15 protein-coding genes and 1 pseudogene are annotated in these 19950 nt (G+C 72.2%); 8 read left to right on the forward strand and 8 right to left on the reverse strand.

Annotated elements, in window-relative coordinates; translation table 11 throughout:
- Positions 1 to 52 precede the first annotated feature (52 nt).
- The 3 genes and pseudogenes from ACIOMQ_RS11325 to ACIOMQ_RS11335 form a co-directional block, all read right to left on the reverse strand.
- Positions 53 to 655 (reverse strand): annotated as a pseudogene (locus tag ACIOMQ_RS11325) (Na(+)/H(+) antiporter subunit C); the annotation flags it as partial.
- Complete coding sequence (locus tag ACIOMQ_RS11330) at positions 652 to 3579, reverse strand: Na+/H+ antiporter subunit A (protein ID WP_402188694.1); 2928 nt, start codon at positions 3577 to 3579, stop codon at positions 652 to 654. The pseudogene ACIOMQ_RS11325 and the gene ACIOMQ_RS11330, both read right to left, overlap by 4 nt.
- Before the next feature lie 223 nt (positions 3580 to 3802).
- Positions 3803 to 4234 carry a (4Fe-4S)-binding protein gene (locus ACIOMQ_RS11335; protein WP_402188696.1) on the reverse strand — a complete coding sequence of 144 codons (432 nt, stop codon included), beginning with the start codon at positions 4232 to 4234 and terminating at the stop codon, positions 3803 to 3805.
- A gap of 218 nt (positions 4235 to 4452) precedes the next feature.
- Here ACIOMQ_RS11335 and ACIOMQ_RS11340 point away from each other — a divergent pair, with 218 nt between their 5' ends.
- The 5 genes from ACIOMQ_RS11340 to ACIOMQ_RS11360 are packed head-to-tail and all read left to right on the forward strand — an operon-like array spanning position 4453 to position 10026.
- Positions 4453 to 7428 carry a nitrate- and nitrite sensing domain-containing protein gene (locus ACIOMQ_RS11340; RefSeq protein ID WP_402188698.1) on the forward strand — a complete coding sequence of 992 codons (2976 nt, stop codon included), beginning with the start codon at positions 4453 to 4455 and terminating at the stop codon, positions 7426 to 7428.
- Entirely contained in the window at positions 7425 to 7862 is a 438-nt protein-coding gene (locus ACIOMQ_RS11345) for a roadblock/LC7 domain-containing protein (RefSeq protein WP_362201898.1), read from the forward strand. The genes ACIOMQ_RS11340 and ACIOMQ_RS11345 overlap by 4 nt, the downstream gene beginning before the upstream one ends.
- Positions 7859 to 8263, forward strand: coding sequence for a DUF742 domain-containing protein (locus ACIOMQ_RS11350; protein ID WP_401263613.1), 405 nt, complete (start codon positions 7859 to 7861; stop codon positions 8261 to 8263). Before ACIOMQ_RS11345 ends, ACIOMQ_RS11350 begins: the two co-directional genes overlap by 4 nt.
- A 6-nt stretch (positions 8264 to 8269) precedes the next feature.
- A complete protein-coding gene (locus ACIOMQ_RS11355) occupies positions 8270 to 8839 on the forward strand; it encodes an ATP/GTP-binding protein (RefSeq protein ID WP_362201901.1) in 570 nt (189 codons plus the stop codon).
- Positions 8840 to 8892: 53 nt separating this feature from the next.
- Positions 8893 to 10026: an FAD-dependent monooxygenase gene (locus ACIOMQ_RS11360; RefSeq protein ID WP_362201904.1), complete on the forward strand. Its 1134-nt coding sequence runs from the start codon at positions 8893 to 8895 to the stop codon at positions 10024 to 10026.
- 103 nt (positions 10027 to 10129) lie between these two features.
- On the opposite strand, the gene ACIOMQ_RS11365 is transcribed toward ACIOMQ_RS11360, so the two are convergent.
- Together ACIOMQ_RS11365 and ACIOMQ_RS11370 are read right to left on the reverse strand one after the other, a co-directional pair.
- A complete protein-coding gene (locus tag ACIOMQ_RS11365; protein WP_362201907.1) occupies positions 10130 to 10531 on the reverse strand; it encodes a RidA family protein in 402 nt (133 codons plus the stop codon).
- Positions 10528 to 11655, reverse strand: coding sequence for an acyl-CoA dehydrogenase family protein (locus ACIOMQ_RS11370; protein ID WP_401986451.1), 1128 nt, complete (start codon positions 11653 to 11655; stop codon positions 10528 to 10530). Before ACIOMQ_RS11370 ends, ACIOMQ_RS11365 begins: the two co-directional genes overlap by 4 nt.
- A 104-nt stretch (positions 11656 to 11759) precedes the next feature.
- Here ACIOMQ_RS11370 and ACIOMQ_RS11375 point away from each other — a divergent pair, with 104 nt between their 5' ends.
- Together ACIOMQ_RS11375 and ACIOMQ_RS11380 are read left to right on the forward strand one after the other, a co-directional pair.
- Positions 11760 to 13361 carry an AMP-binding protein gene (locus ACIOMQ_RS11375; protein WP_362201913.1) on the forward strand — a complete coding sequence of 534 codons (1602 nt, stop codon included), beginning with the start codon at positions 11760 to 11762 and terminating at the stop codon, positions 13359 to 13361.
- Between the two features lie 78 nt (positions 13362 to 13439).
- Positions 13440 to 14264, forward strand: coding sequence for a GNAT family N-acetyltransferase (locus tag ACIOMQ_RS11380; RefSeq protein WP_402188700.1), 825 nt, complete (start codon positions 13440 to 13442; stop codon positions 14262 to 14264).
- Positions 14265 to 14352: 88 nt separating this feature from the next.
- Here the strand turns inward: ACIOMQ_RS11380 and ACIOMQ_RS11385 are convergent, their stop codons facing one another.
- Together ACIOMQ_RS11385 and ACIOMQ_RS11390 are read right to left on the reverse strand one after the other, a co-directional pair.
- On the reverse strand, positions 14353 to 16797 hold the full coding sequence (locus ACIOMQ_RS11385; protein WP_402188702.1) for a bifunctional salicylyl-CoA 5-hydroxylase/oxidoreductase: 2445 nt from the start codon (positions 16795 to 16797) through the stop codon (positions 14353 to 14355).
- 4 nt (positions 16798 to 16801) lie between these two features.
- Complete coding sequence (locus ACIOMQ_RS11390; protein WP_362201923.1) at positions 16802 to 17629, reverse strand: enoyl-CoA hydratase family protein; 828 nt, start codon at positions 17627 to 17629, stop codon at positions 16802 to 16804.
- Positions 17630 to 17889: 260 nt separating this feature from the next.
- On the opposite strand from ACIOMQ_RS11390, the gene ACIOMQ_RS11395 reads away from it, so the two are divergent.
- Complete coding sequence (locus ACIOMQ_RS11395; RefSeq protein ID WP_362201926.1) at positions 17890 to 18321, forward strand: ATP-binding protein; 432 nt, start codon at positions 17890 to 17892, stop codon at positions 18319 to 18321.
- Positions 18322 to 18353: 32 nt separating this feature from the next.
- On the opposite strand, the gene ACIOMQ_RS11400 is transcribed toward ACIOMQ_RS11395, so the two are convergent.
- Positions 18354 to 19820 (reverse strand): amino acid permease, encoded by a 1467-nt coding sequence (locus tag ACIOMQ_RS11400; RefSeq protein ID WP_402188704.1) that lies wholly within the window; start codon positions 19818 to 19820, stop codon positions 18354 to 18356.
- Positions 19821 to 19950: the final 130 nt, after the last annotated feature.

Below are 19950 nucleotides of genomic sequence, written 5' to 3' on the forward strand. Positions count from 1 at the left end.
GGGATGTTTCCTGCGCATCGTCCTCAGGGTCCGCGTCGGGGTGGGACGTTTCCCGCGCATCGTCCTCGGGGTCCGCATCGGGGCGGGACCGGCCCTGTGCGTAGTCCTCGGGGTCCGCGCCCAGTACGTCGTGCCAGAGGTCGCCGGTGGCGTACCGGCCGCGGGCCTGGAGTGCGCGGTCGGCGCGCAGCCTGGCCCGCAGGCGGCGCCGCTCCTCGTGGTACCGGGCGCGTTCCTCGTCGGTGACCTCGGGGGCGGACCGGTACCGCTCGCGCAGTTCGTCCCGCTCCCCCAGCACCTCGGCGCGCAGGGCGATGCGCCGGTCCTCCAGGTCGTCATGGACCTCGTCCGTGCCGGTCAGTTGGTGGCCGCGGTAGGCCATGGCGAGGAGGAACGCCGTGGTGGCGAGGGTGATGACGATCGCGGTGAGCGCGATGGCCTGCGGCAGGGGGTCGGTGACCTTCCCCAGCGGGACTCCGTAGAGGAGCGGTTCCCGGCCCGCCGATCCGGTCGCGGCGAGGATGAGCAGATTGATGCCGTTGCCCGCGATCACCGCACCGAGCAGGATGCGGGTGAGGGGCCGGGTGAGCATGAGGATGCCGCCGACCGCGCACAGCACCGCGGCGGTGGCCAGGAGCGAGAAACTCACCGTCATCCGGTGGTGCCTCCCGTCCCCGGTGCGGGTCCCGGTGGGGTGCCGGTCCTCGCGGCGGCCGCCTTCTCGACCGCCGCCCGCTCGATCTGCCGGTCGATCTTGGCGCCCAGCGCGCGCACGATGTCCAGCACCACACCCAGGACCAGCAGATAGACCCCGAAGTCGAAGAGGACCGGGGTGCCCAGGTGGTATTCACCGATCAGCGGCAGCCGGCCGTGGTGGGTCCAGGCGTGCAGGACCGTTCCGTCGATGAGACCGAGCAGGGCGACGCCGGTGGAGATGAACAGTCCGAGGCCGGTGAAGAGTCCGGGCTGCAGCGGCGCGGCCTCGGCGAGTTCGAAGCGGCCGCCCGCCAGGTAGCGGGTGATCAGGGCGAGTCCGGCGACGAGTCCGCCGACGAAGCCGCCGCCCGGCATGTTCTCGGCGCAGAACAGCAGGTACAACGAGAGCACCAGGACCGGGTGGAACAGCAGCCGGGCCACGACCTCGAAGACGATCGAGCGGTGCTCGGGGGCGAGCGTGGCACCGGCCGCGAGCCAGCCGCGCTCCGGCGCCCCTTCGTCGCCGTGCGGAAGTCCCGTCATCTCCGGAGCGGTCAGCGACCAGGCGGTACGCCCCCGCACCTCTTCCCGCAGTGACGCTCCCTCGGCGCGGCGGTGCAGATAGATCAGGCTCGTCACCCCGATCGCCGCCGCGGCGAGCACGGCGGACTCCCCCATCGTGTCCCAGGCGCGCAGGTCGACCAGAATGGTGGCCACGACGTCCTTGAGGCCGTGGTGGGCGGTTTCCTCCACCATGGCCGCGCCCGCCGGTCGTGCCGTACGGGCGGCCGCCGCGACCCAGACCACCACGCCGAGCGTCGCCGCCGCTGCCAGCGCCACCGGAATGCGTACGGCACGCCGCCAGGTGCTGACCGATTCCTGGAAGTACACCGGCATCCGCCGCAGCACCAGCACGAACACGATCATCGACACGGTCTCGACGCAGAACTGGGTGAGCGCCAGGTCCGGAGCGCCCTGGACGACGAACAGCAGCGCCGCGCCGTATCCGGTCAGCCCGGCCAGGACCACGGCCTTCATCCGCCGGCTGACGGTGAGGCAGAGGAGAGCGGCCGCGCAGGTCAGCACGGCGATGGCGCCCTGCAGCGGGACGTCCCAGGCCCTCGGGACGACCGCCCCGTGCCAGGGCCGGTCCACACCGAGGACGGTGAGCTGGCCGGCCAGCATCACGAGCAGGGTGGTGGCGAGGTACACGGAGAGCGAGCCGCGCTGGACGAAGCCGGTGAGCTGGAGGGAGAGCCGCTCCAGGCCGAGCAGCAGATGCCCGAAGACGCTGTCGGCGGTCGGCCAGGCGATCCGCCGGGACAGCCCGGTCACGGTGGTGCGGGCCATGAAGAGCACCACGCCGGCAGCCGTGGCGACGGCCGAGAGCAGCAGGGCCGTCCCGAGTCCGTGCCAGAGCGAGAGATGGTAGGGATGCGCGGTCGGCGGGAACGTGTCCGCGTACGCGCTGAGCAGCCGGTCGGCCCATCCGGCACCCGGTCCGAGCACCAGCCCGCCGACCGCGAGCAGCGCGGGCGGTGCGAGGAACGCCGGGCCGACCCGGTGCACCGGGGTGTCCTCGACCCCGGGTTTGCGGGCGAAGGCGCCCCAGATGAACCGCACGGTGTACGCGACGGTCAGCGCCGAGCCCGCGACCGTGACGCCCAGCGCCCAGCGGTCGGCCGTGTCGCCGTGCAGCAGCGCGTCGAACGCGGCCTCCTTCGCGGCGAAGCCGAGCAGCGGGGGCAGGGCGGCCATGGACGCGGCGGCGAGTACCGCGACCGTGCAGACGTGCGGCAGCGCCCGGCCGACGCCGGAGAGCTTGCGCAGATCGCGGGTGCCGGCCGCGTGGTCGACGATGCCGGTGACGAGGAACAGCGGGGCCTTGAACAGGGCGTGGCCCAGGATCATGGCGCCGGCGGCCAGGGCCGTGTCCCGGGTGCCGGCCCCGGCGAGCAGGGTGAGGAAGCCGAGCTGGCTGACGGTGCCGTAGGCGAGGACGAGCTTGAGATCGTTCAGGCGCAGTGCCCGCCAGCCGCCGAGCAGCATGGTCGCGGCGCCGAGGACGATCACGACGGGCCGCCAGACCGGCACGTCGGCGAAGCCGGGGGCGAGCCGGGCGACCAGGTAGACACCGGCCTTCACCATCGCGGCGGCATGCAGATAGGCGCTGACGGGGGTGGGCGCGGCCATGGCGTTCGGCAGCCACAGGCTGAACGGCCAGATCGCCGACTTCGACAGGGCCCCGCACAGGATCAGCACGACCGCGACCGAGACGGCGAGGCTCGCCCCGGGCGGGTCGGCGAGGATGGCGGAGATCCGGTACGTGCCCGCCGACCGGCCGATGATCAGGAAACCGACGAACATCGCGAGGCCGCCGAGCGTGGTCACGACGAGTGCCTGGAGGGCGGAGCGGCGGCTGTGCTTCTGCTCGCTGTCGTACCCGATCAGCAGGTACGAGAAGACCGTGGTCAGCTCCCAGAACACATAGAGCGAGATCAGGTCGTCGGCGAGGACCAGGGCGAGCATGGCGCCCGCGAACGCGAGGAGGTTCCCGGCGAATCCGGCCAGTTGGGGGGTTCCGTCGGTGAAGTACGAGGCGCAGTAGAGCAGGACGAGCGTGCCGATTCCGGCCGCGAGCAGCACCATGAGCTCGGCGAGCGCGTCGAGCCGCAGGTCGACGGTGACGTCGTAGGCCGGCATCCACCGCCAGGACCAGGTGACCGAGCCGCCGGATGCGGCGGTGCTCCATTGCGTGGCCGCCCACACGGTGGCGGCGGCCGGTGGCAGCGCGAGCACGACGAAGGCACGCCTGCCCAGCGCTCGTACCAGTGGTCGCGCGCAGGCGGCCAGGACGAAGTGGCAGACGATGAGCGCGGTCATACGGCCCCGGGGGGCGTCCCGCGCCCGCCCCGGTCGGGCGTCCGGGGCCTGGACGATGCATCACGAACAAAGGGCACTAAACAGAGATATATCCCTGAACCCGCTTCACCCGTACGGCGCGCCGCGCCCGGCACGCCGCGCCGAGTTCACCGGTCCCCCGCACCGGACCTCGCGGGCACCGGCCGACGGGCTCTCCCACCGGGCCTCTCCCGCGCTCTCGCGCTCACTCGTGCTCGCCGCAGACCCCGCTGTGGTCGCAGTACGGCGTGTTCCCGGTGCGTCCGCAGCCGCACAGCATCACCCGGGTCTCCTGGCGCGGCCCCCGGGGAGTGGCCACTTCGAGGTCGCCGCGCAGATGGAGTACGCCGTCGGCGTGCAGCGAGACATGGGTCGGCACCTCCGGCTCCTCGTCGGGGGCACCGTCGGTGCGGTGGTACTGCAGGGCACCGCTCGGGCAGCGGTGGATGACGTCGGCGACGGCGTCGGCCGGGGCGTTCCCGGGCTGGATCCACGGCTTGCGGCCGGTGTCGAGGACCGACGGGAGACCGCGGACGCATTCGGCGGCGTGCGGGCAGCGGCGGACGCCGTAGCCGACGGTGACGCCGTCACCGTCGTACGACCGGGCTGCGGGGTGCGGGGGCTGTTCGGTGGCCACAGGTGGCCTTCCTGGGCCGGTTCGTGACTCCGTACGGACCGTTCCAGCGTCCCCCTTGGCCACCCCGTCCGCTACTCGAACCACCCCGGATCGGCCCGAACCGGGCACTCCAGGCCACGGTGATCGAGTTGTGCGTGATCAGTGATGCACTTGTGAGCCCACTTTCTTTTCATTTTTGCAGTGTGACTACTATCGATGTGTCGAAGTTCTCAACGGATTTGACCAGTCGTGAGGCTGGCATCATCGTCAAGGAGCACGCCCTGCGCACGCGCGCCTCACGGCGGACCGAATCGACCACCATGTCGTTGCGGACAGCCCTGCTCGTCCTGGCCATCGTCCCCGGCGTCGCCCTGGCCGCCCTCTGGGCCGTCACCAGTGGCCAGACCCTGCTGGACTTCCAACGCCAGGCAACTCAGGGGAAGTTGGCCCAGAAGGCGGGCCAGCCGTCCAACATCGTCTATTACAACCTGCAGGAGGAGCGCCGGCTCAGCGCCGAGGCGCTCTCCCGGCACAAGGGCCCCACCGACGCGCTGGAGCGGCAGCGCAAGAAGACCGACGACGCGATCAGGAGTTTTCAGTCGCTCTCCGACGTGGCGACCGACGACGCCCCCGCCGAGGTCCGTGACGCGGTCGGCAAGGCCCGCGCGGAGATCAACCAACTGCCCGCCCAGCGCACCCTCGTCGACAACGGCGGCAGCGACCAGCAGAAGGCCGTGTACGGCTACTACACGGACCTGATCGAGGTCGACCTCGAACTCTTCGCCGCGCTCAGCCATGTCGACAACGGCCGCATCACCACGCTCTCGCAGCCGCTCGTCGACCTCTTCTGGACCAAGGAGATGATCTCCCGTTCGGACGCGCTGCTGGCGCGCGGCTGGTCCAAGGGGAAGCTGAGCACCGAGGATCTGGCGCTGATCCGGGAGGCTGTTTCCGGCCAGTCGCTCCAGTACTCCACCAAGGTCGTCCCCTATCTGCCGTCGGACGAGAAGGCCATGTGGGAGAAGATCACCCACAGTCCGGCCTGGCAGACCAAGACGCGGGTGGAGAACGAGGTGCTGCGGCCGGCCGATGCCGACGCCGGCGGCTTCGTCGATGTCGGCGTCCAGGAGAGGACCTGGCGTGGCGCGATGGACGAGGTCTCTCCGCAGATCGAGAAGCTGCTGGAGCACCGCACCGCCCTCGTGGTCGAAGAGGGCAAGGGCAGTGTGATGTCGCTGCTGTTCAAGATGGTGCTGACCACGGTGGTCGGTCTGGTGGCCGTGATCGCGGTCATCTGGACCACCTGGCGCCTCACCCGCAACCTCCGCCGCCGGATCAGCAGGCTGCAGGAGCGGGCCGAGGAGCTGGAGAAGGACCTGCCCGATGTCGTCGAGCGGCTGGGCCGCGGCGAGCGCATCGATGTGGAGGCCGAGGCCCGCGCCATCGAGCACGACGGCAAGGGCGCCAAGGACGACGAGCTGACCCGGCTCGGTGAAGCGCTCAACCTGGCGCGCACCAGTGCGCTGGCGGCTGCCGTCAAGCAGGCCGACCAGCACCGCGGCTTCGAGCGGCTGCTCCAGCGCATCGCGCGCCGCACCCAGCAGTTGATCGGCCAGCAGCTGAAGAAGCTGGACGAGCTGGAGCGCAGGCACGAGGACCCCGAGGTGCTGGACGGCCTCTTCGACCTCGACCACCTCACCGCCCGACTGCGGCGGTACGAGGAGAACCTGGTGATCCTCGCGGGCGGCTCCCCGCACCGGCGCTGGCGCAAGCCGGTCCCGCTGCTGGACGTGATGCGTTCCGCCCAGGGCGAGGTGCAGGACTACCGGCGTGTGGTGCTGGACCTCGACGGCAGCCCCTGGCTGTCGGAACGGGCCGTCGGCCCGGTCTCGCACGTGCTGGCCGAGCTCATCGAGAACGCGCTCAGCTTCTCCCGGCCGCCCGCCCCGGTGGAGGTCAGGGCCGCCAAGGTGAGCCGCGGTCTGGCCATCGAGGTCGAGGACCGGGGCCTGGGGATGGAGGAGGACCAGCTGGCCGCGGCCAACGAGCTGATGGTCCGGCCGCCCCGGATGGACGTGCTCGCCCACTCCGACGACATCCGGCTCGGTCTGTACGTGATCGCACGCCTCGCGGACCAGCACGGCCTGCGGGTGGAGTTCCGCTCCTCGGCGTACGGCGGTACGCGGGTGGTCGTACTCGTTCCCGACGAGCTCACCGTCTCCGAACCGCACTCCGGCCCGGTCGGGGTGCCGTCCCCCGCTGCCGCGCCCGCCGCCCCCTCGGCAGCGGCCACCGCGGCCCCCGCGGCCGGTGACGCACTGCCGACCCGCGTCCAGGGCCAGGCACTGGCCGGAGTCACCGCGCTGAACGCGGCGGGCGCGCCCTACGCCACCGAGGAGCCGCCGTACGCGGCACCGGAGCGGGAGCGGGGACACCAGCCGTACCAGGCGTCCGACCAGCCGTATCGGGCCCCGGACCAGCCGTACCCGGCTCCGCAGCAGCCGTACGCGGAACCGGAGAACGCGGTCCCGGCACCGGACGATCCGTACGGGGTGCCCGTCGGCCCGTACTCCGCGCCGACCGCACCGGCCGGGCCGTACGCCGCGCAGGAGACCCCCTACGACGCGGCCGAGCAGCCGTACATGACGGCCGCCGGCCAGTACCCCGTGGACCGGCCGCCGAACTCGACGCCGGAGAACCCGTACCCGGTGTCCGAGGAGTCCTACTCGACCCCGCAGGGGTCGTACGCCGCCCCGTACCCCTCGGGCGGCATCGGGGCGGACCGTTCCGCCCCTCCGGTCCACGGTCTCCCGGTCCCCGGGCCCCGGCAGTCCGGTTCGGACGTCGCCCGCCCCGCGCAGTTGCCGGTGTCCGTGCCCGACCATCCCGCGCCGCCGGAGCCGGACGCCGTCCGCCCGGAGGGCGGGTCCGGCCGGCTCGCCCTTCCCGCACCCGGTGCGGAGCCCCCGCTGCCGCGCCGGGTGCGGCAGACCAGCCTGGCGGACGAGCTGCGGATCGCCCCGGCCGCCCGGCCCGCCGCGCCCACGCCGCCGGGCCACGACGAGAACCCGCAGCTGCGACCGGCCCCTCGGCGGGCCGGAGCCGCGATCGGAGCGTTCCAGCGCCGCTCCCGCGCGGCCCGCGCGACCGACGAGACGACGACGCAGCCCACTCCGCCCGCCACCCCCCTCCCCACGAGAGAAGAACGGTCATGACACGCACAACCGCCACTCACCAGGATCTCGACTGGCTGCTCGACGGCCTGGTGGACTCGGTGGCCGAGACCCTGAACGCCGTGCTGCTCTCCGACGACGGTCTGGTGGTGAGCCATTCGCGCACCATCGACCGTGCCGACGCCGAGCGGCTGGCCGCCATCTGCACCGGCCAGCAGAGCCTGGCCCGCGGTGTCGGCCAGCTCTTCAACGGCGGCGGCGTCCACCAGGTGATCGTCGAACTGGCGGACCTCTGGCTCTTCATCATCTCGGCGGGTCAGGGCACCCACCTCGCGGTGATCGCCTCCCAGGAGGTGGACGCCGAGATCATGTCGCTCGCCATGCACAACCTCGTACAGCAGGTCGGCAAGAAGCTCAGCACCCCCGTCCGTGGTGAGTTCGACGCCTTCGGTACCGGGGACGGGCAGCGCGCGTGACCCCGTACTGGGAGGAGGAGGCCGAGGAGGACGGGGCGGGCACGATGGTGCGCCCGTACACCATCACCCGGGGCCGGACCGCTCCCGAGCGGGACGACTTCAGTCTCATCACCGTGCTGACGACCGCCCAGGACCCGCGGGACGAGCACGGAGCGCCGATCCTGCCGGGGAGGCTCCAGCCGGAGCACCGGCTGATCCTGGAGCGCTGCCGCCGCCCGTCCGCGGTCGCCGAGGTCGCGTCCGACCTCGGCCTCCCGGTGTCGGTGACCAAGATCCTGCTGGCCGACCTCGTCGCCCAGGGCCTGCTGCTGGCCCGTGCCCCGCTCTCGGTGGCGCGGGCGGCGGGCGGGGCCGACATGGGCCTGCTGGCCGCCGTTCGTGACGGACTCCGGAGACTCTGAACCAACATGACAAGCAGTCAGGCGGCCCCCGCCGCAGTCAAGATCCTCATCGCCGGAGGTTTCGGCGTCGGCAAGACCACCCTGGTGGGAGCGGTCAGCGAAGTCGCACCGCTGCGCACCGAGGAGTACCTGACCAAGGCCAGCATCGGTGTCGACGACCTGGCCGGTGTCGGTCAGAAGGACACGACCACCGTGGCCCTGGACTTCGGCCGGATCACGGTCAGTTCCGAGCTGGTGGTCTACCTCTTCGGCACCCCCGGCCAGGAACGCTTCTGGTTCATGTGGAACGACCTGGTCAACGGGGCGCTCGGCGGTGTGGTGATCGCCGACACCCGCAGGCTGGAGACCAGTTTCGCGTCGATCGACTTCTACGAGAGCCGGGACATCCCGTTCGTGGTCGCGATCAACTGCTTCCACGGCCACAACACCCGCACGCCGGACGAGATCAGAGCCGCCCTCGACCTCGATCCGCACGTTCCGCTGCTGATCGGCGACGTGCGCGAGCGGCCGTTCGGACGGGACGTGCTGCTGGCCCTGGTGGACCACCTGATGAGCCTGCCCGCCGCGGTCGGCTGACCGTTCACTCCCCCGTACCTTCCGTACTTCTTCTCGTTCTGGAGAGATCTGAGATGGCATCACCCCTGCGCGTCCTGATTCACGGCGGCGGCATCGGCGGGCTCACCCTCGCCACCGCGCTGGCCCGGCGCGGCCACACCGTCGAGGTCGCCGAGCTCCGCGACGCACTGGAAGCGCTCGGTGTCGGCATCATCCAGCCGTCCAACGCCCTGCACGTCATGCGGGAGATCGGGGTGCTCGACGACTGCCTCAAGGCCGGCTTCGAGTGGGAGATCCTGACCATCGCCGACCCGGCCGGCGCCACGCTCGCCGAGATACCGCAGCCGAGGATGGGCGACGCGCCCTCCAACAACGGCATCCCGCGCCCGGCCCTCGCCCGGGTGCTGAACACCGCAGCGGTCGCCGCCGGGGCCACCGTCCGCTTCGGCACCACCATCACCGAGCTGGCCGACGACGGCTCCGGCGTGGACGTCACCCTCTCCGACGGCTCCACCGGCCGCTGGGACCTGGTGGTCGGCTTCGACGGCATCGGTTCGCCGCTGCGCACCCGGCTGTACGGGGACCGCTACGTCCCCGAGTACACCGGTTTCGCCAACTGGCGGGTGACCGTACCCCGGCAGCCCGGGGTACGGGGTGTGGTGATGGGCACCGCGGGCAAGGAGGCGAAGGCGCTGCTCACGCCGATCACCGAGGAACTGATGTACCTGGGCGCGGTGTTCGCGGAGTCCGAGGACTTCCGCCCGGACCCGGAGCGGGCCCACGAGCAGCTCACGGAGCGGCTGGCGATGTTCTCCGGGCCGGTCGCCGAGGCGCTGGCCACGGTCACCGACCCGACCGCGGTGGTGTACTCGCGGATCTCCCAGGTGACGGTCGAGGAGCCGTGGCACGTCGGCCGGGTAGTGCTGGCCGGTGACGCCGCGCACGCCTCCACCCCGCACATCGCGCAGGGCGCGGCGATGGCCGTCGAGGACGCGCTGGTGCTCGCCGAGTCGCTGGACGCCGAGGCCGACGTGGCCGCGGCCCTCGAATCGTGGGAGGCGCGCCGCCGGCCCCGGGCCATGTGGGTGCAGGCCATGTCCCGTGCGGTGCTGAAGGCGGAGACGGGCAGCGAGACCACGCCCGAGGAGGACGAGCTGCTGAAGGTCGGCATTCCCGGCGCGGCGCACGTGCTGGTGAAGCCGTACTGATCCCCGCCGGTCGGCGCCGGAGCGCATCCGTCCGCACCGGCCCGCGCCGATCGGCGCGTCACCGGAGGGGCCGGACCCGGTGGGTCCGGCCCCTCCGGCCCGTTCACGGCAGTACCGCCACCCCGTCGATCTCGACCAGCGCCTGTTCGTCCCAGAGCCTCGCCACGCCGATGACCGCCATCGCCGGATAGTCGCGGCCCGCCAACCGCCGCCAGATCCGGCCCAGTTCCCCGGCGTGGGCGCGGTAGTCGGCCACGTCGGTGGCGTACACGGTGACCCGGGCCAGGTCCGCCGGGGCGCCGCCGGCCGCGCGCAGGGCGGTGAGCAGATTGGTGAGCGCCGTCGCGAACTGCTCGGGCAGGCCCGCGCCGACGACCTTGCCGTCCTGGTCGAGGGCGGTCTGCCCGGCCAGGAAGACCAGTTGGCCGCCGGTGACCGTGACGGCGTGCGAGAAGCCCGCGGGCGGCGACAGCTCGGTGGGGTTGATCCGGTGGACCGGACTCATGCGGACGCCTCCCGGTTCGCGTACAGCTCCTTGGCGATGATCGTGCGCTGGACCTCGCTGGCGCCCTCGTAGATCCGTGGGGCACGGACCTCCCGGTAGAGGTGTTCGAGGAGGTGGCCGCGGCGCAGGGCGCGGGCTCCGTGCAGTTGGACGGCGGTGTCGACGACGTACTGCGCGGTCTCGGTGGCGTACAGCTTCGCCATGGCCGCGCGGCACGGTACGCCTGCCTCGCCCGCGTCGTACGCGGCGGCGGCCGCGTACACCAGGAGCCGGGCGGCTTCGGTACGGGTGGCCATCTCGGCCACCTGGTGGGAGACGGCCTGAAGGTCCTTCAGCGGGCCCCCGAAGGCCGTACGCCGGGCGGTGTGCGTCACCGTGGCGTCGAGGGCGGCGCGGGACATGCCGACGGCGAACGCGCCGACGCTGGGGCGGAACAGGTTGAGGGTGTCCATCGCGACCCGGAAGCCGCGGTCCGGTTCGCCGAGCACATCGTCGGGGGTGACCGGGACGCCGTCGAAGACCAGCGCCCCGATGGGGTGCGGGGAGAGCATGTCGAGGGCCGTGCCGGTCAGCCCCGGCCGGTCGGCGGGGACCAGGAACGCGGTGACGCCACGGGATCCGGCGCCCTGGGTCGTGCGGGCGAAGACGGTGTAGAAGTCGGCCTCGGGCGCCTGGGAGATCCAGCATTTCTCGCCGGTCAGCCGCCAGCCGCCGGGCGCCTGTTCGGCCTTCAGGGCGAGGGCCGCCGCGTCGGAGCCCGCGCCCGGTTCGCTCAGTGCGAAGGCGGCGACGGCGCGGCCCGCGCGCACTTCGGGGAGCCAGCGCTCGCGGTGGGCCGGGGTTCCCGCCCGGAGCACGGGGTGGGTGCCGAGGCCCTGGAGGGCCAGTGCCGTCTCGGCCTCCGTGCAGCCGCGGGCCAGGGACTCGCGGAGGAGGCAGAGGTCGAGGGCGCCGGAACTCAGCAGCCGGTCGAGGAGGCCCGACTCGCCGAGTGCGGCGATCAGGGGGCGGTTGACACGGCCCGGGTCGCCTTTCTCGGCGAGGGGGCGCAGTTGCTGCTCGGCAAGGACTCTCAACTCCTCACACCAAGCGGTTTGTGCCGGATCGAGCGAGAATGCCGTCATACCGGCGCCTCTCTTGTCGCGTCTCGTCTTCTCGTCTTATCGCGGACCGTTGACTACCGTCACTCAAACGATACGCTCCAGAAGCGACAAGGGGGCGATCCGTCATGGAACCGAAGACCTCAGCGCACCTCGACACGTTCGCCAGGGAGCACCTGCCACCCACGGACCAGTGGCCGGAACTGCTCTTCGACCTTCCCGAACTGCGGTACCCGGCCCGCCTCAACTGCGCGGCCGAACTGCTGGACCGCACGGCCGACCGCCTCGGCCCCGACCGCCCCGCCTTCCGTACCCCCGACGGCGGGGTCTGGAGCTACGGGGAGCTGCGGGACCGGGTGGACCGGATCGCCCACGTCCTGACGTCCGGTCTGGGGGTCGTCCCCGGCAACCGCGTCCTGCTGCGCGGCCCCACCACACCCCATCTGGCCGCCTGCTGGCTCGCGGTGCTGAAGGCGGGCGCGATCGCCGTCACGGTGCTGGCCCAGCAACGGTCCGCCGAGCTCGCCACCATCTGCTCGATCGCCCGGGTGAGCCACGCGCTGTGCGACATCCGGTCGGTCGACGACCTGGTGGGGGCTCAGGTGCCGGGGCTGCGGATCACGGCGTACGGAGGTGACGCCCCGGACGATCTGCTCCGGCTGGCCGAGACCAGGCCGGGGCCGTACCGGCCGGTGGACACGGCAGCGGACGATGTCGCGCTGATCGCCTTCACCTCGGGCACCACCGGACGCCCCAAGGGCTGCATGCACTTCCACCGGGACGTGCTCGCCGTCGCCGACACGTTCTCGCGCCATGTGCTGCGCCCCACGCCCGACGACGTCTTCGCGGGCAGTCCGCCGCTCGGGTTCACCTTCGGGCTCGGTGGTCTGGTGGTCTTCCCGCTGCGGGCGGGTGCCAGTGCCCTGCTGCTCGAAAGGTCCGGCCCGGCGCAGCTGCTGCCCGCGCTCGCCGCCCACCGTGTCTCGGTGCTGTTCACCGCGCCGACCGCGTACCGCGTGATGCTCGACCACCTCGACGAGCACGATCTGAGCGCGCTGCGCCGCTGCGTCTCGGCCGGCGAGAACCTCCCGGTCGCCACCTGGCGGTCCTGGTACGAACGGACGGGTCTGCGCATCATCAACGGCATCGGCGCCACCGAGCTGCTGCACATCTTCATCTCCGCCGCCGGCGACGCGATCCGCCCCGGTTCCACCGGCATGCCCGTGCCCGGGTGGCAGGCCCGGGTGCTGGACCACGAGGGCAGACAGGTGCCGGACGGCGAGCCCGGACTCCTCGCCGTACGCGGTCCGGTCGGCTGCCGCTATCTCGCCGACGAACGCCAGCGGGACTACGTGGCCCACGGCTGGAATCTCACCGGCGACACCTATGTGCGCGACGCGGACGGCTACTTCCGCTACGTCGCCCGCGCCGACGACATGATCATCTCCTCCGGCTACAACATCGCGGGCCCCGAGGTCGAGGACGCCCTGCTGCGCCACCCCGCGGTGGCCGAGGCCGCGGTGGTGGGCCGGGCGGACGAGCTGCGCGGCCGGATCGTGGTGGCATACGTGGTGCTGCGCGAGGGCACGGAGCTTTCGGCCGACGAGCTGCGTACGTACATGAAGGGCGAGCTGGCCCCGCACAAGTGCCCGCGCGTCGTCGAATTCCTGCCGGAACTCCCCCGGACGGCCACCGGGAAGCTCCAGCGCTTCCGGCTGCGGGACGGATGACCCGGTCCGAAGACCCGACGAGACGGCCGGCCCGGAAATACGGGTGCCGCCCCCCGCGGACACCCGGCAGGATGAGGCATGCCCTGGACCTTCACCGATGACGTCGATGTCTTTCTCGATGCGGCGGGCGCCTCGCTGGCCGCCCGGCCCGCCGACAACACCCTGGTTCTCACCGTCACCGCGACCCTGCGCACCAACGGCCCGCACGCCTACGGCGACGCCGCCCCGCTGCTGGGCTGGTGGCGCGGGGCGGACGGCGAGGTCGCGGGGACGCTGGTGCAGACCCCGCCGTATCCGCCGCTGCTGGGAACCGTCGCCCCGGAGGCGGTCGCCCCGCTCGCCGCCGCGCTCCCCCTGACCGGAATCAACGCGGACCGGTCCACCGCCGAGGCGCTGGCCGCCCTGTGGCCCGGCCACCGGGTCGACCAGGAGCAGCGGCTCTACCGGCTGGAGACTCTGGTTCCGCCTTCCCCGGCCCCGTCGGGGAGGCCCCGGGCCGCCGTCGCCGCGGACCGGGAGCTGCTGGTGCGCTGGCATCTCGCGTTCGCCGACCAGGTCGGCCAGCCCGGCACCCATGCCGAACGGATCCTGGACGAGCGGACGGCGTCCGGCAGGCTGACCCTTTGGGAGGACGACGGCGTCCCGGTGTCGATGGCGGGCCTCTCACCGCGGATCGCGGGCACGGTACGGGTCGCGGCGGTCTACACGCCGCACGAGTACCGCGGCCGGGGGTACGCGGCCGCGGTGACGGCGGAGGTCAGCCGGGCGGCACGGGAGGCCGGCGCACAGGAGGTGCTGCTCTTCACCGATCTCGCGAACCCGACCAGCAACGGCGTGTACCGGCGCATCGGCTACCGGGCGGTCTCGGACCGGCTGCTGATCAGCGTGGTGGAGGAGCGGTGAGCGGACCGCCCGCACCGGCGTGGCCGCTGGATCACCGTCGGCCGTCACGGGCCCCGGCCCCCGTGCCTCCGCCCCGCGTGCCCGTCCGTCACCCCAGAGTGAGCCGGGGCTTCGGTGCGTCCGTACGGCCCGTCGGCGGGGTGCGGCTGCCCGCCCGGTACGGGAGCGGCCAGGGCGCGCCCGGTCCGCTGTAGCCCTGGTCGGCCGCCGCGTGCAGCGTCCAGTGCGGGTCGTAGAGATGGGGGCGGGCCAGGGCACAGAGGTCGGCCCGGCCCGCGAGCAGCAGGGAGTTGACGTCGTCCCAGGAGGAGATCGCGCCGACCGCGACGACCGGCACGCACAGTGTGTTGCGGATCCGGTCGGCGTACGGGGTCTGGTAGGAGCGGCCGAACTCCGGGTGCTCGTCGGGGACGACCTGGCCGGTGGAGACGTCGATGGCATCGGCTCCGTGGGCGACGAAGGCGCGGGCGATCTCGACGGCGTCCTCGGCCGTCGTGCCCCCCTCGGCCCAGTCCGTGGCGGAGATGCGGACGGTCATGGGCCGGTCGTCGGGCCAGGCGGCGCGGACCGCGTCGAAGACTTCGAGGGGGAAACGGAGCCGGTTGTGCAGCGGTCCGCCGTACTGGTCGGCGCGGTGGTTGGTGAGCGGCGAGAGGAAGCCGGAGAGCAGATAGCCGTGGGCGCAGTGGAGCTCCAGCAGGTCGAAGCCGCAGCGGTCGGCGCGCCGGGCCGCCGCTGCGAACTGTTCGCGTACGGCGTCGAGTCCGGCTCGGTCCAGGGCGTGCGGGACCTGGTTGACGCCGTCCGTGTACGGGATCGGGGAGGCGGCGGTGAGCGGCCAGTTGCCGTCGTCGAGTGGCTGGTCGATGCCCTCCCACATGAGTTTGGTGGAGCCCTTGCGTCCGGAGTGGCCGAGCTGGACTCCGATGGCCGTCCCGGGCGCGCTCGCATGGACGAAGTCGGTGATCCGGGTCCAGGCCGCGGCCTGTTCGGGGGTGTAGAGGCCGGTGCAGCCGGGGGTGATGCGGCCCTCGGCGCTGACGCACACCATCTCCGTCATGACGAGCCCGGCGCCGCCGAGCGCGCGTGCGCCCAGGTGGACGAGGTGGAAGTCGTCCGGGACGCCGTCGACGGCCGAGTACATGTCCATGGGCGAGACGACGACGCGGTTGCGGAGGTGGAGGCCGCGCAGCCTCAGCGGGGTGAACATCGGCGGGGTGCCCGGGGCGCAGCCGAACTCCTCCTCGACGGCGGCGGTGAAGGAGGCGTCGCGCAGCCGCAGGTTGTCGTGGGTGACACGGCGGCTGCGGGTGAGGAGGTTGAAGGCGAACTGGCGGGGCGGCTGGTCGACATGGGTGCCGAGCTCCTCGAACCAGCGCAGGCTGGCCGCGGCGGCCCGCTGGGTCGATTCGACGACCGGGCGGCGCTCGGCCTCGTACGCGGACAGCGCGGCGGGCAGGTCGGGCTGTTCCTCGATGCAGGCGGCGAGCGCGAGGGCGTCCTCGACGGCGAGTTTGGTGCCGGAGCCGATGGAGAAGTGCGCGGTGTGGGCGGAGTCGCCGATGAGAACCGTGTTGCCGTGCGACCAGCGGTCGTTGACGACGGTGCGGAAGGTGAGCCAGGAGGAGTGGTTGGAGCGCAGCGGCCGGCCGCCGAGCGCCTCGGTGAAGATCTCGGCGCAGCGCACGGTCGAGTGCTCGACGTCGCAGGTGTCGAATCCGGCGGCCCGCCAGACCTCCTCGCGCATCTCGACGATGGCGGTGGAGGAGCCGGTCGAGAAGGGGTAGGCGTGGAGCTGCATCACCCCGTACGCGGTCTCGGCGATCTCGAAGCGGAAGGCGTCGAGGGCGAAGTCGGCGGCGAGCCAGATGTAGCGGCAGCGGTGGTCGGTGAGGCGGGGACCGAAGGTTTCGGCGTGCGCGGCGCGGGTGAGGCTGTGGACTCCGTCGGCGGCGATCACCAGGTCGTGGGTCGCGGCCAGCTCGGCGGCCGGCGGGGCCCCGGTGCGGAAGCGGAGGCGTATGCCGAGGGAGTCGCAGCGTTCGTGCAGGATCTCCAGGAGCCTGCGGCGGCCCAGCGCCGCGAAGCCGTGGCCCCCGGAGGTCTGGGTCACACCGCGGTGGACGATGTCGATGTCGTCCCACCGTACGAACTCGTCCTGGAGGGCCCGGTGGACGACGGGGTCGGCATGCTCGATGCCGCCGAGGGTCTCGTCGGAGAGGACGACGCCGAATCCGAAGGTGTCGTCCGGGGCGTTGCGCTCCCAGACGGTGATGTCCCGTTCCGGATCGAGCCGCTTGAGCAGGGCAGCGGCGTAGAGCCCGCCGGGCCCGCCGCCGATGACGGCGATCCGTTTCACGCCGGGCGGCTTCGTGGCGGACGGGCCTGCGCCGGGCGCCGTCACCGCCGCGCCGGACGGGCTTGCACCGGGCGCCGTCACCGCCGTGCCGGACGGGCCTGTGCCGGGCGGCTTCGTGGCGGACGGTCCCGGGTCGGTCGCGCTCGGGTCGGTCGCGCTCGTGTCGGGTGGCATCGCGCTACCGGCCCTGCCACTTCGGCGGCCGCTTCTCGGTGAAGGCGGCATGGAATTCGGCGTAGTCCTCGCCGTGCATCAGCAGGGCCTGGGTCGCGGCGTCCATCTCGACCGCGGCGGCGAGCGGCATGTCGAGTTCGGCGGTGAGCAGCGCCTTGGTCTGGGCGAGGGCGAGGGCCGGTCCGTCGGCGAGGCGGCGGGCGAGCGCCGCCGCGCGTACATCCGCCCCGCCTTCTTCGGTCAGTTCGCTGATCAGCCCGATCCGTTCCGCTTCGGGAGCCCGGACCGGTTCGCCGAGCATCAGCAGCCGGGTGGCGTGGCCGAGGCCGACGACGCGCGGCAGCAGGTAGGCGGCGCCCATGTCGCCGCCGGAGAGGCCGACCTTCGTGAAGAGGAAGGCGAAGCGGGCGGACGGGTCCGCGATCCGGAAGTCGGCGGCCAGCGCGAGAACCGCACCAGCGCCCGCGGCCACGCCGTGTACGGCGGCGATGACGGGGAAGGGGGTTTCACGAAGGGCCCGCACCACCTGCCCGGTCATGCGGTTGAAATCGAGGAGCTGGGCGGTGTCCATGGCGAGTGTCGCGCCGATGATGTCGTCGACATCGCCGCCCGAGCAGAAACCGCGGCCCTCTCCCGCGAGCACCAGAGCGCGCACGGTGCGTTCGCGGGACAGCTCGGCGAGCAGATCACGCAGGTCGGCGTAGGCGCCGAAGGTCAGCGCGTTGAGTTTCTCGGGACGGGCGAGGGTGACGGTGGCAACTCCGTCGTCCGTCGTCAGCCGGAGATGACGCCAGTCGTCCGTACGGGGGGCGGAGCTGGGAAACGGACTCATGGAGGGGGCTCCCCTTCAGCCGTCGGGCCGCTGCCTGCAACTACCTGCGACCGAACTTATCACTCGCGCGTGACTCCCGTCACGAGCGCGCGATACGTGGAGCGGGAGAATCGCGAGACGAGGAGTGTGAGAACGCAGTGCCGAACGTCCCTTTCATTCCGGTCGGCAGACCCTTGTCCGACTCGTTGCACTTCGTAAGGTTGAAACCGAGAAGAGCTGTCGTCCAGAAAGCCCGCGAACTCCGGAACGGAAACGCCGCTGTGCCCCCCGATGTCCCCCTTCCCGCCTCCTGGCGGATTGCCCTGCCGCACTCGACGGTCGCCGTACCGGTCGCCCGCGCCCTGATCCGTACGGCCCTGGCGGACATCGACGCACCGGCCGATTCCGACACCGCCGAGCTCCTCACCGCCGAACTGGTCACCAACGCGGTGGAGCACACGCGCGGCGAGGAGCCGATCGAGCTGGTGGTGGAGCTGCTGCCGACCGGCTGCCAGGTGGAGGTGCACGACCGCGACCCCGCCCCGCCCGGCGATCTCTCCCATCCGCGGCCCGGCGGTGAGCCGGACCCCTGGCAGGAGCACGGCCGGGGTCTGCTGCTGATCCGGACGCTCAGCTCCTCGTGCGGTCACCGCACGACGGAGCACGGCAAGGCCGTGTGGTTCACCCTGCCGTCCCCTGCGCCCCGGAGCTGACCGGCCGCCCGCACATCACCCCGGGCCCCCGGTCACCCCGCCTCCGCAGCGGCCAGCCGGGAGCGGCCACGGCCGTAGAAGGCGTACACCGTCGCACCGACGGCCAGGAAGGCGGCGAACTGCACCCAGGTCGCCCAGCCCGTCCCGTACATCAGGTAGAGGCAGAAGCCGACCCCCAGGAGCGGGCTCAGCGGGTAGAGCGGCACCCGGAACGAGCCGGTCACCTCCGGGTTGCGGCGGCGCAGCACGATGACCGCGATGTTCACCGCGACCATGGTGGCGAGCGCGCCGATGGTCGTCAGGTTCACCACCACGTCGAGCGAGGAGAAGGCCGCCGGGACCGCGAAGACGACGGCCACGATCCAGGTGTTGGCGACCGGCGTCGCCGTCCGCGGCGAGACCCGCTCGAAGATCCGCGGAATCAGGCCGTCGCGGGACATCGACATCAGGATGCGGGTCTGTCCGTACATCACGGCGAGCACGACGGACGCGATCGCGACGACCGCCCCGAAGGCGATGACCCCGCCGCCGACGTTCGAGCCGGTGACCTGGTCGACGACGATCGAGAGCGCGGCCGGCCGGCCGGCGACGGCCTTCGGGCCGAGTGCTCCGATGGCGGCGAGCGCGACGGCGCAGTAGAGCAGGGTGACCAGACCGATGCAGATCAGGATCGCGATCGGGATGTTCCGCCGCGGGTTCCTGACCTCCTCGCCCGCGGTGGTGATGGCGTCGAAGCCGATGTACGAGAAGAACGCGAGCGACGCACCGGCGGTGACCCCGCCCGCCCCGTGGGCGAGGAACGGCGTGAGGTTCCCGTGTTCGAAGGCCGTGAACGCGATGCCGCAGAACATGACCAGAATGGTGATCTTGAGGACCGCCATCGCGGTGGTGGCCCCCGCACTCTCCCGGACACCGCGCACCAGCAGGGTGGCGGCCATCGTGACCACCAGGACGGCGGGCAGATTGATCACTCCGCCGTCGCCCGGTCCCGCCGAGAGGGCCGCGGGCAGCTGCCGGCCGAACAGGCTGTTCAGCAGCTCGTTGACGTACTGGCTCCAGCCGACGGCGACCGCCGAGACCGAGACGCCGTATTCCAGCAGCAGACACCAGCCGACGAGGAAGGCGACGCGCTCGCCGAGCGTCGCGTAGGCGAAGGAGTAGGAGCTGCCGGAGACCGGGATCGCGCTGCCCAGCTCGGCGAAGGAGAACGCGGTGAAGATGCAGGTGATCGCCGCGAGCACGAAGGACAGCACGACGGCGGGGCCCGCCTCGGCGACACTGTCGGAGAGGCCGACGAAGATGCCGGTGCCGACGACGGCGCCGACCCCGAAGCACACCAGCTGGAAGAGGCCCATGGTGCGCTTGAGGCCGTGCCCCTCCAGGTCGGCGCCGGACTCGGCGATCAGCTGGTGAGGGCTCTTGATGCGCGGCCCGGACGGGCGCGGGGGGCTCGGTGGGCGCAGCGGGCTCACGGGGGGGTCTCTTCTCTGGTGGAGCATGTGGGGGGAGGTGCGCCCCGGCGCCTGTGGGGGGCTCCGGGCACCGTGGGTGGCACGCACGAAAGTGGGGTTCGAGCGTGCGAGCTCGAACCCCACCAAGAGGCACCATATTAGTCGCCTTCGCGCATGT

The sequence above is a fragment of the Streptomyces sp. NPDC087845 genome, from assembly GCF_044742755.1.
Lineage (GTDB): Bacteria > Actinomycetota > Actinomycetes > Streptomycetales > Streptomycetaceae > Streptomyces.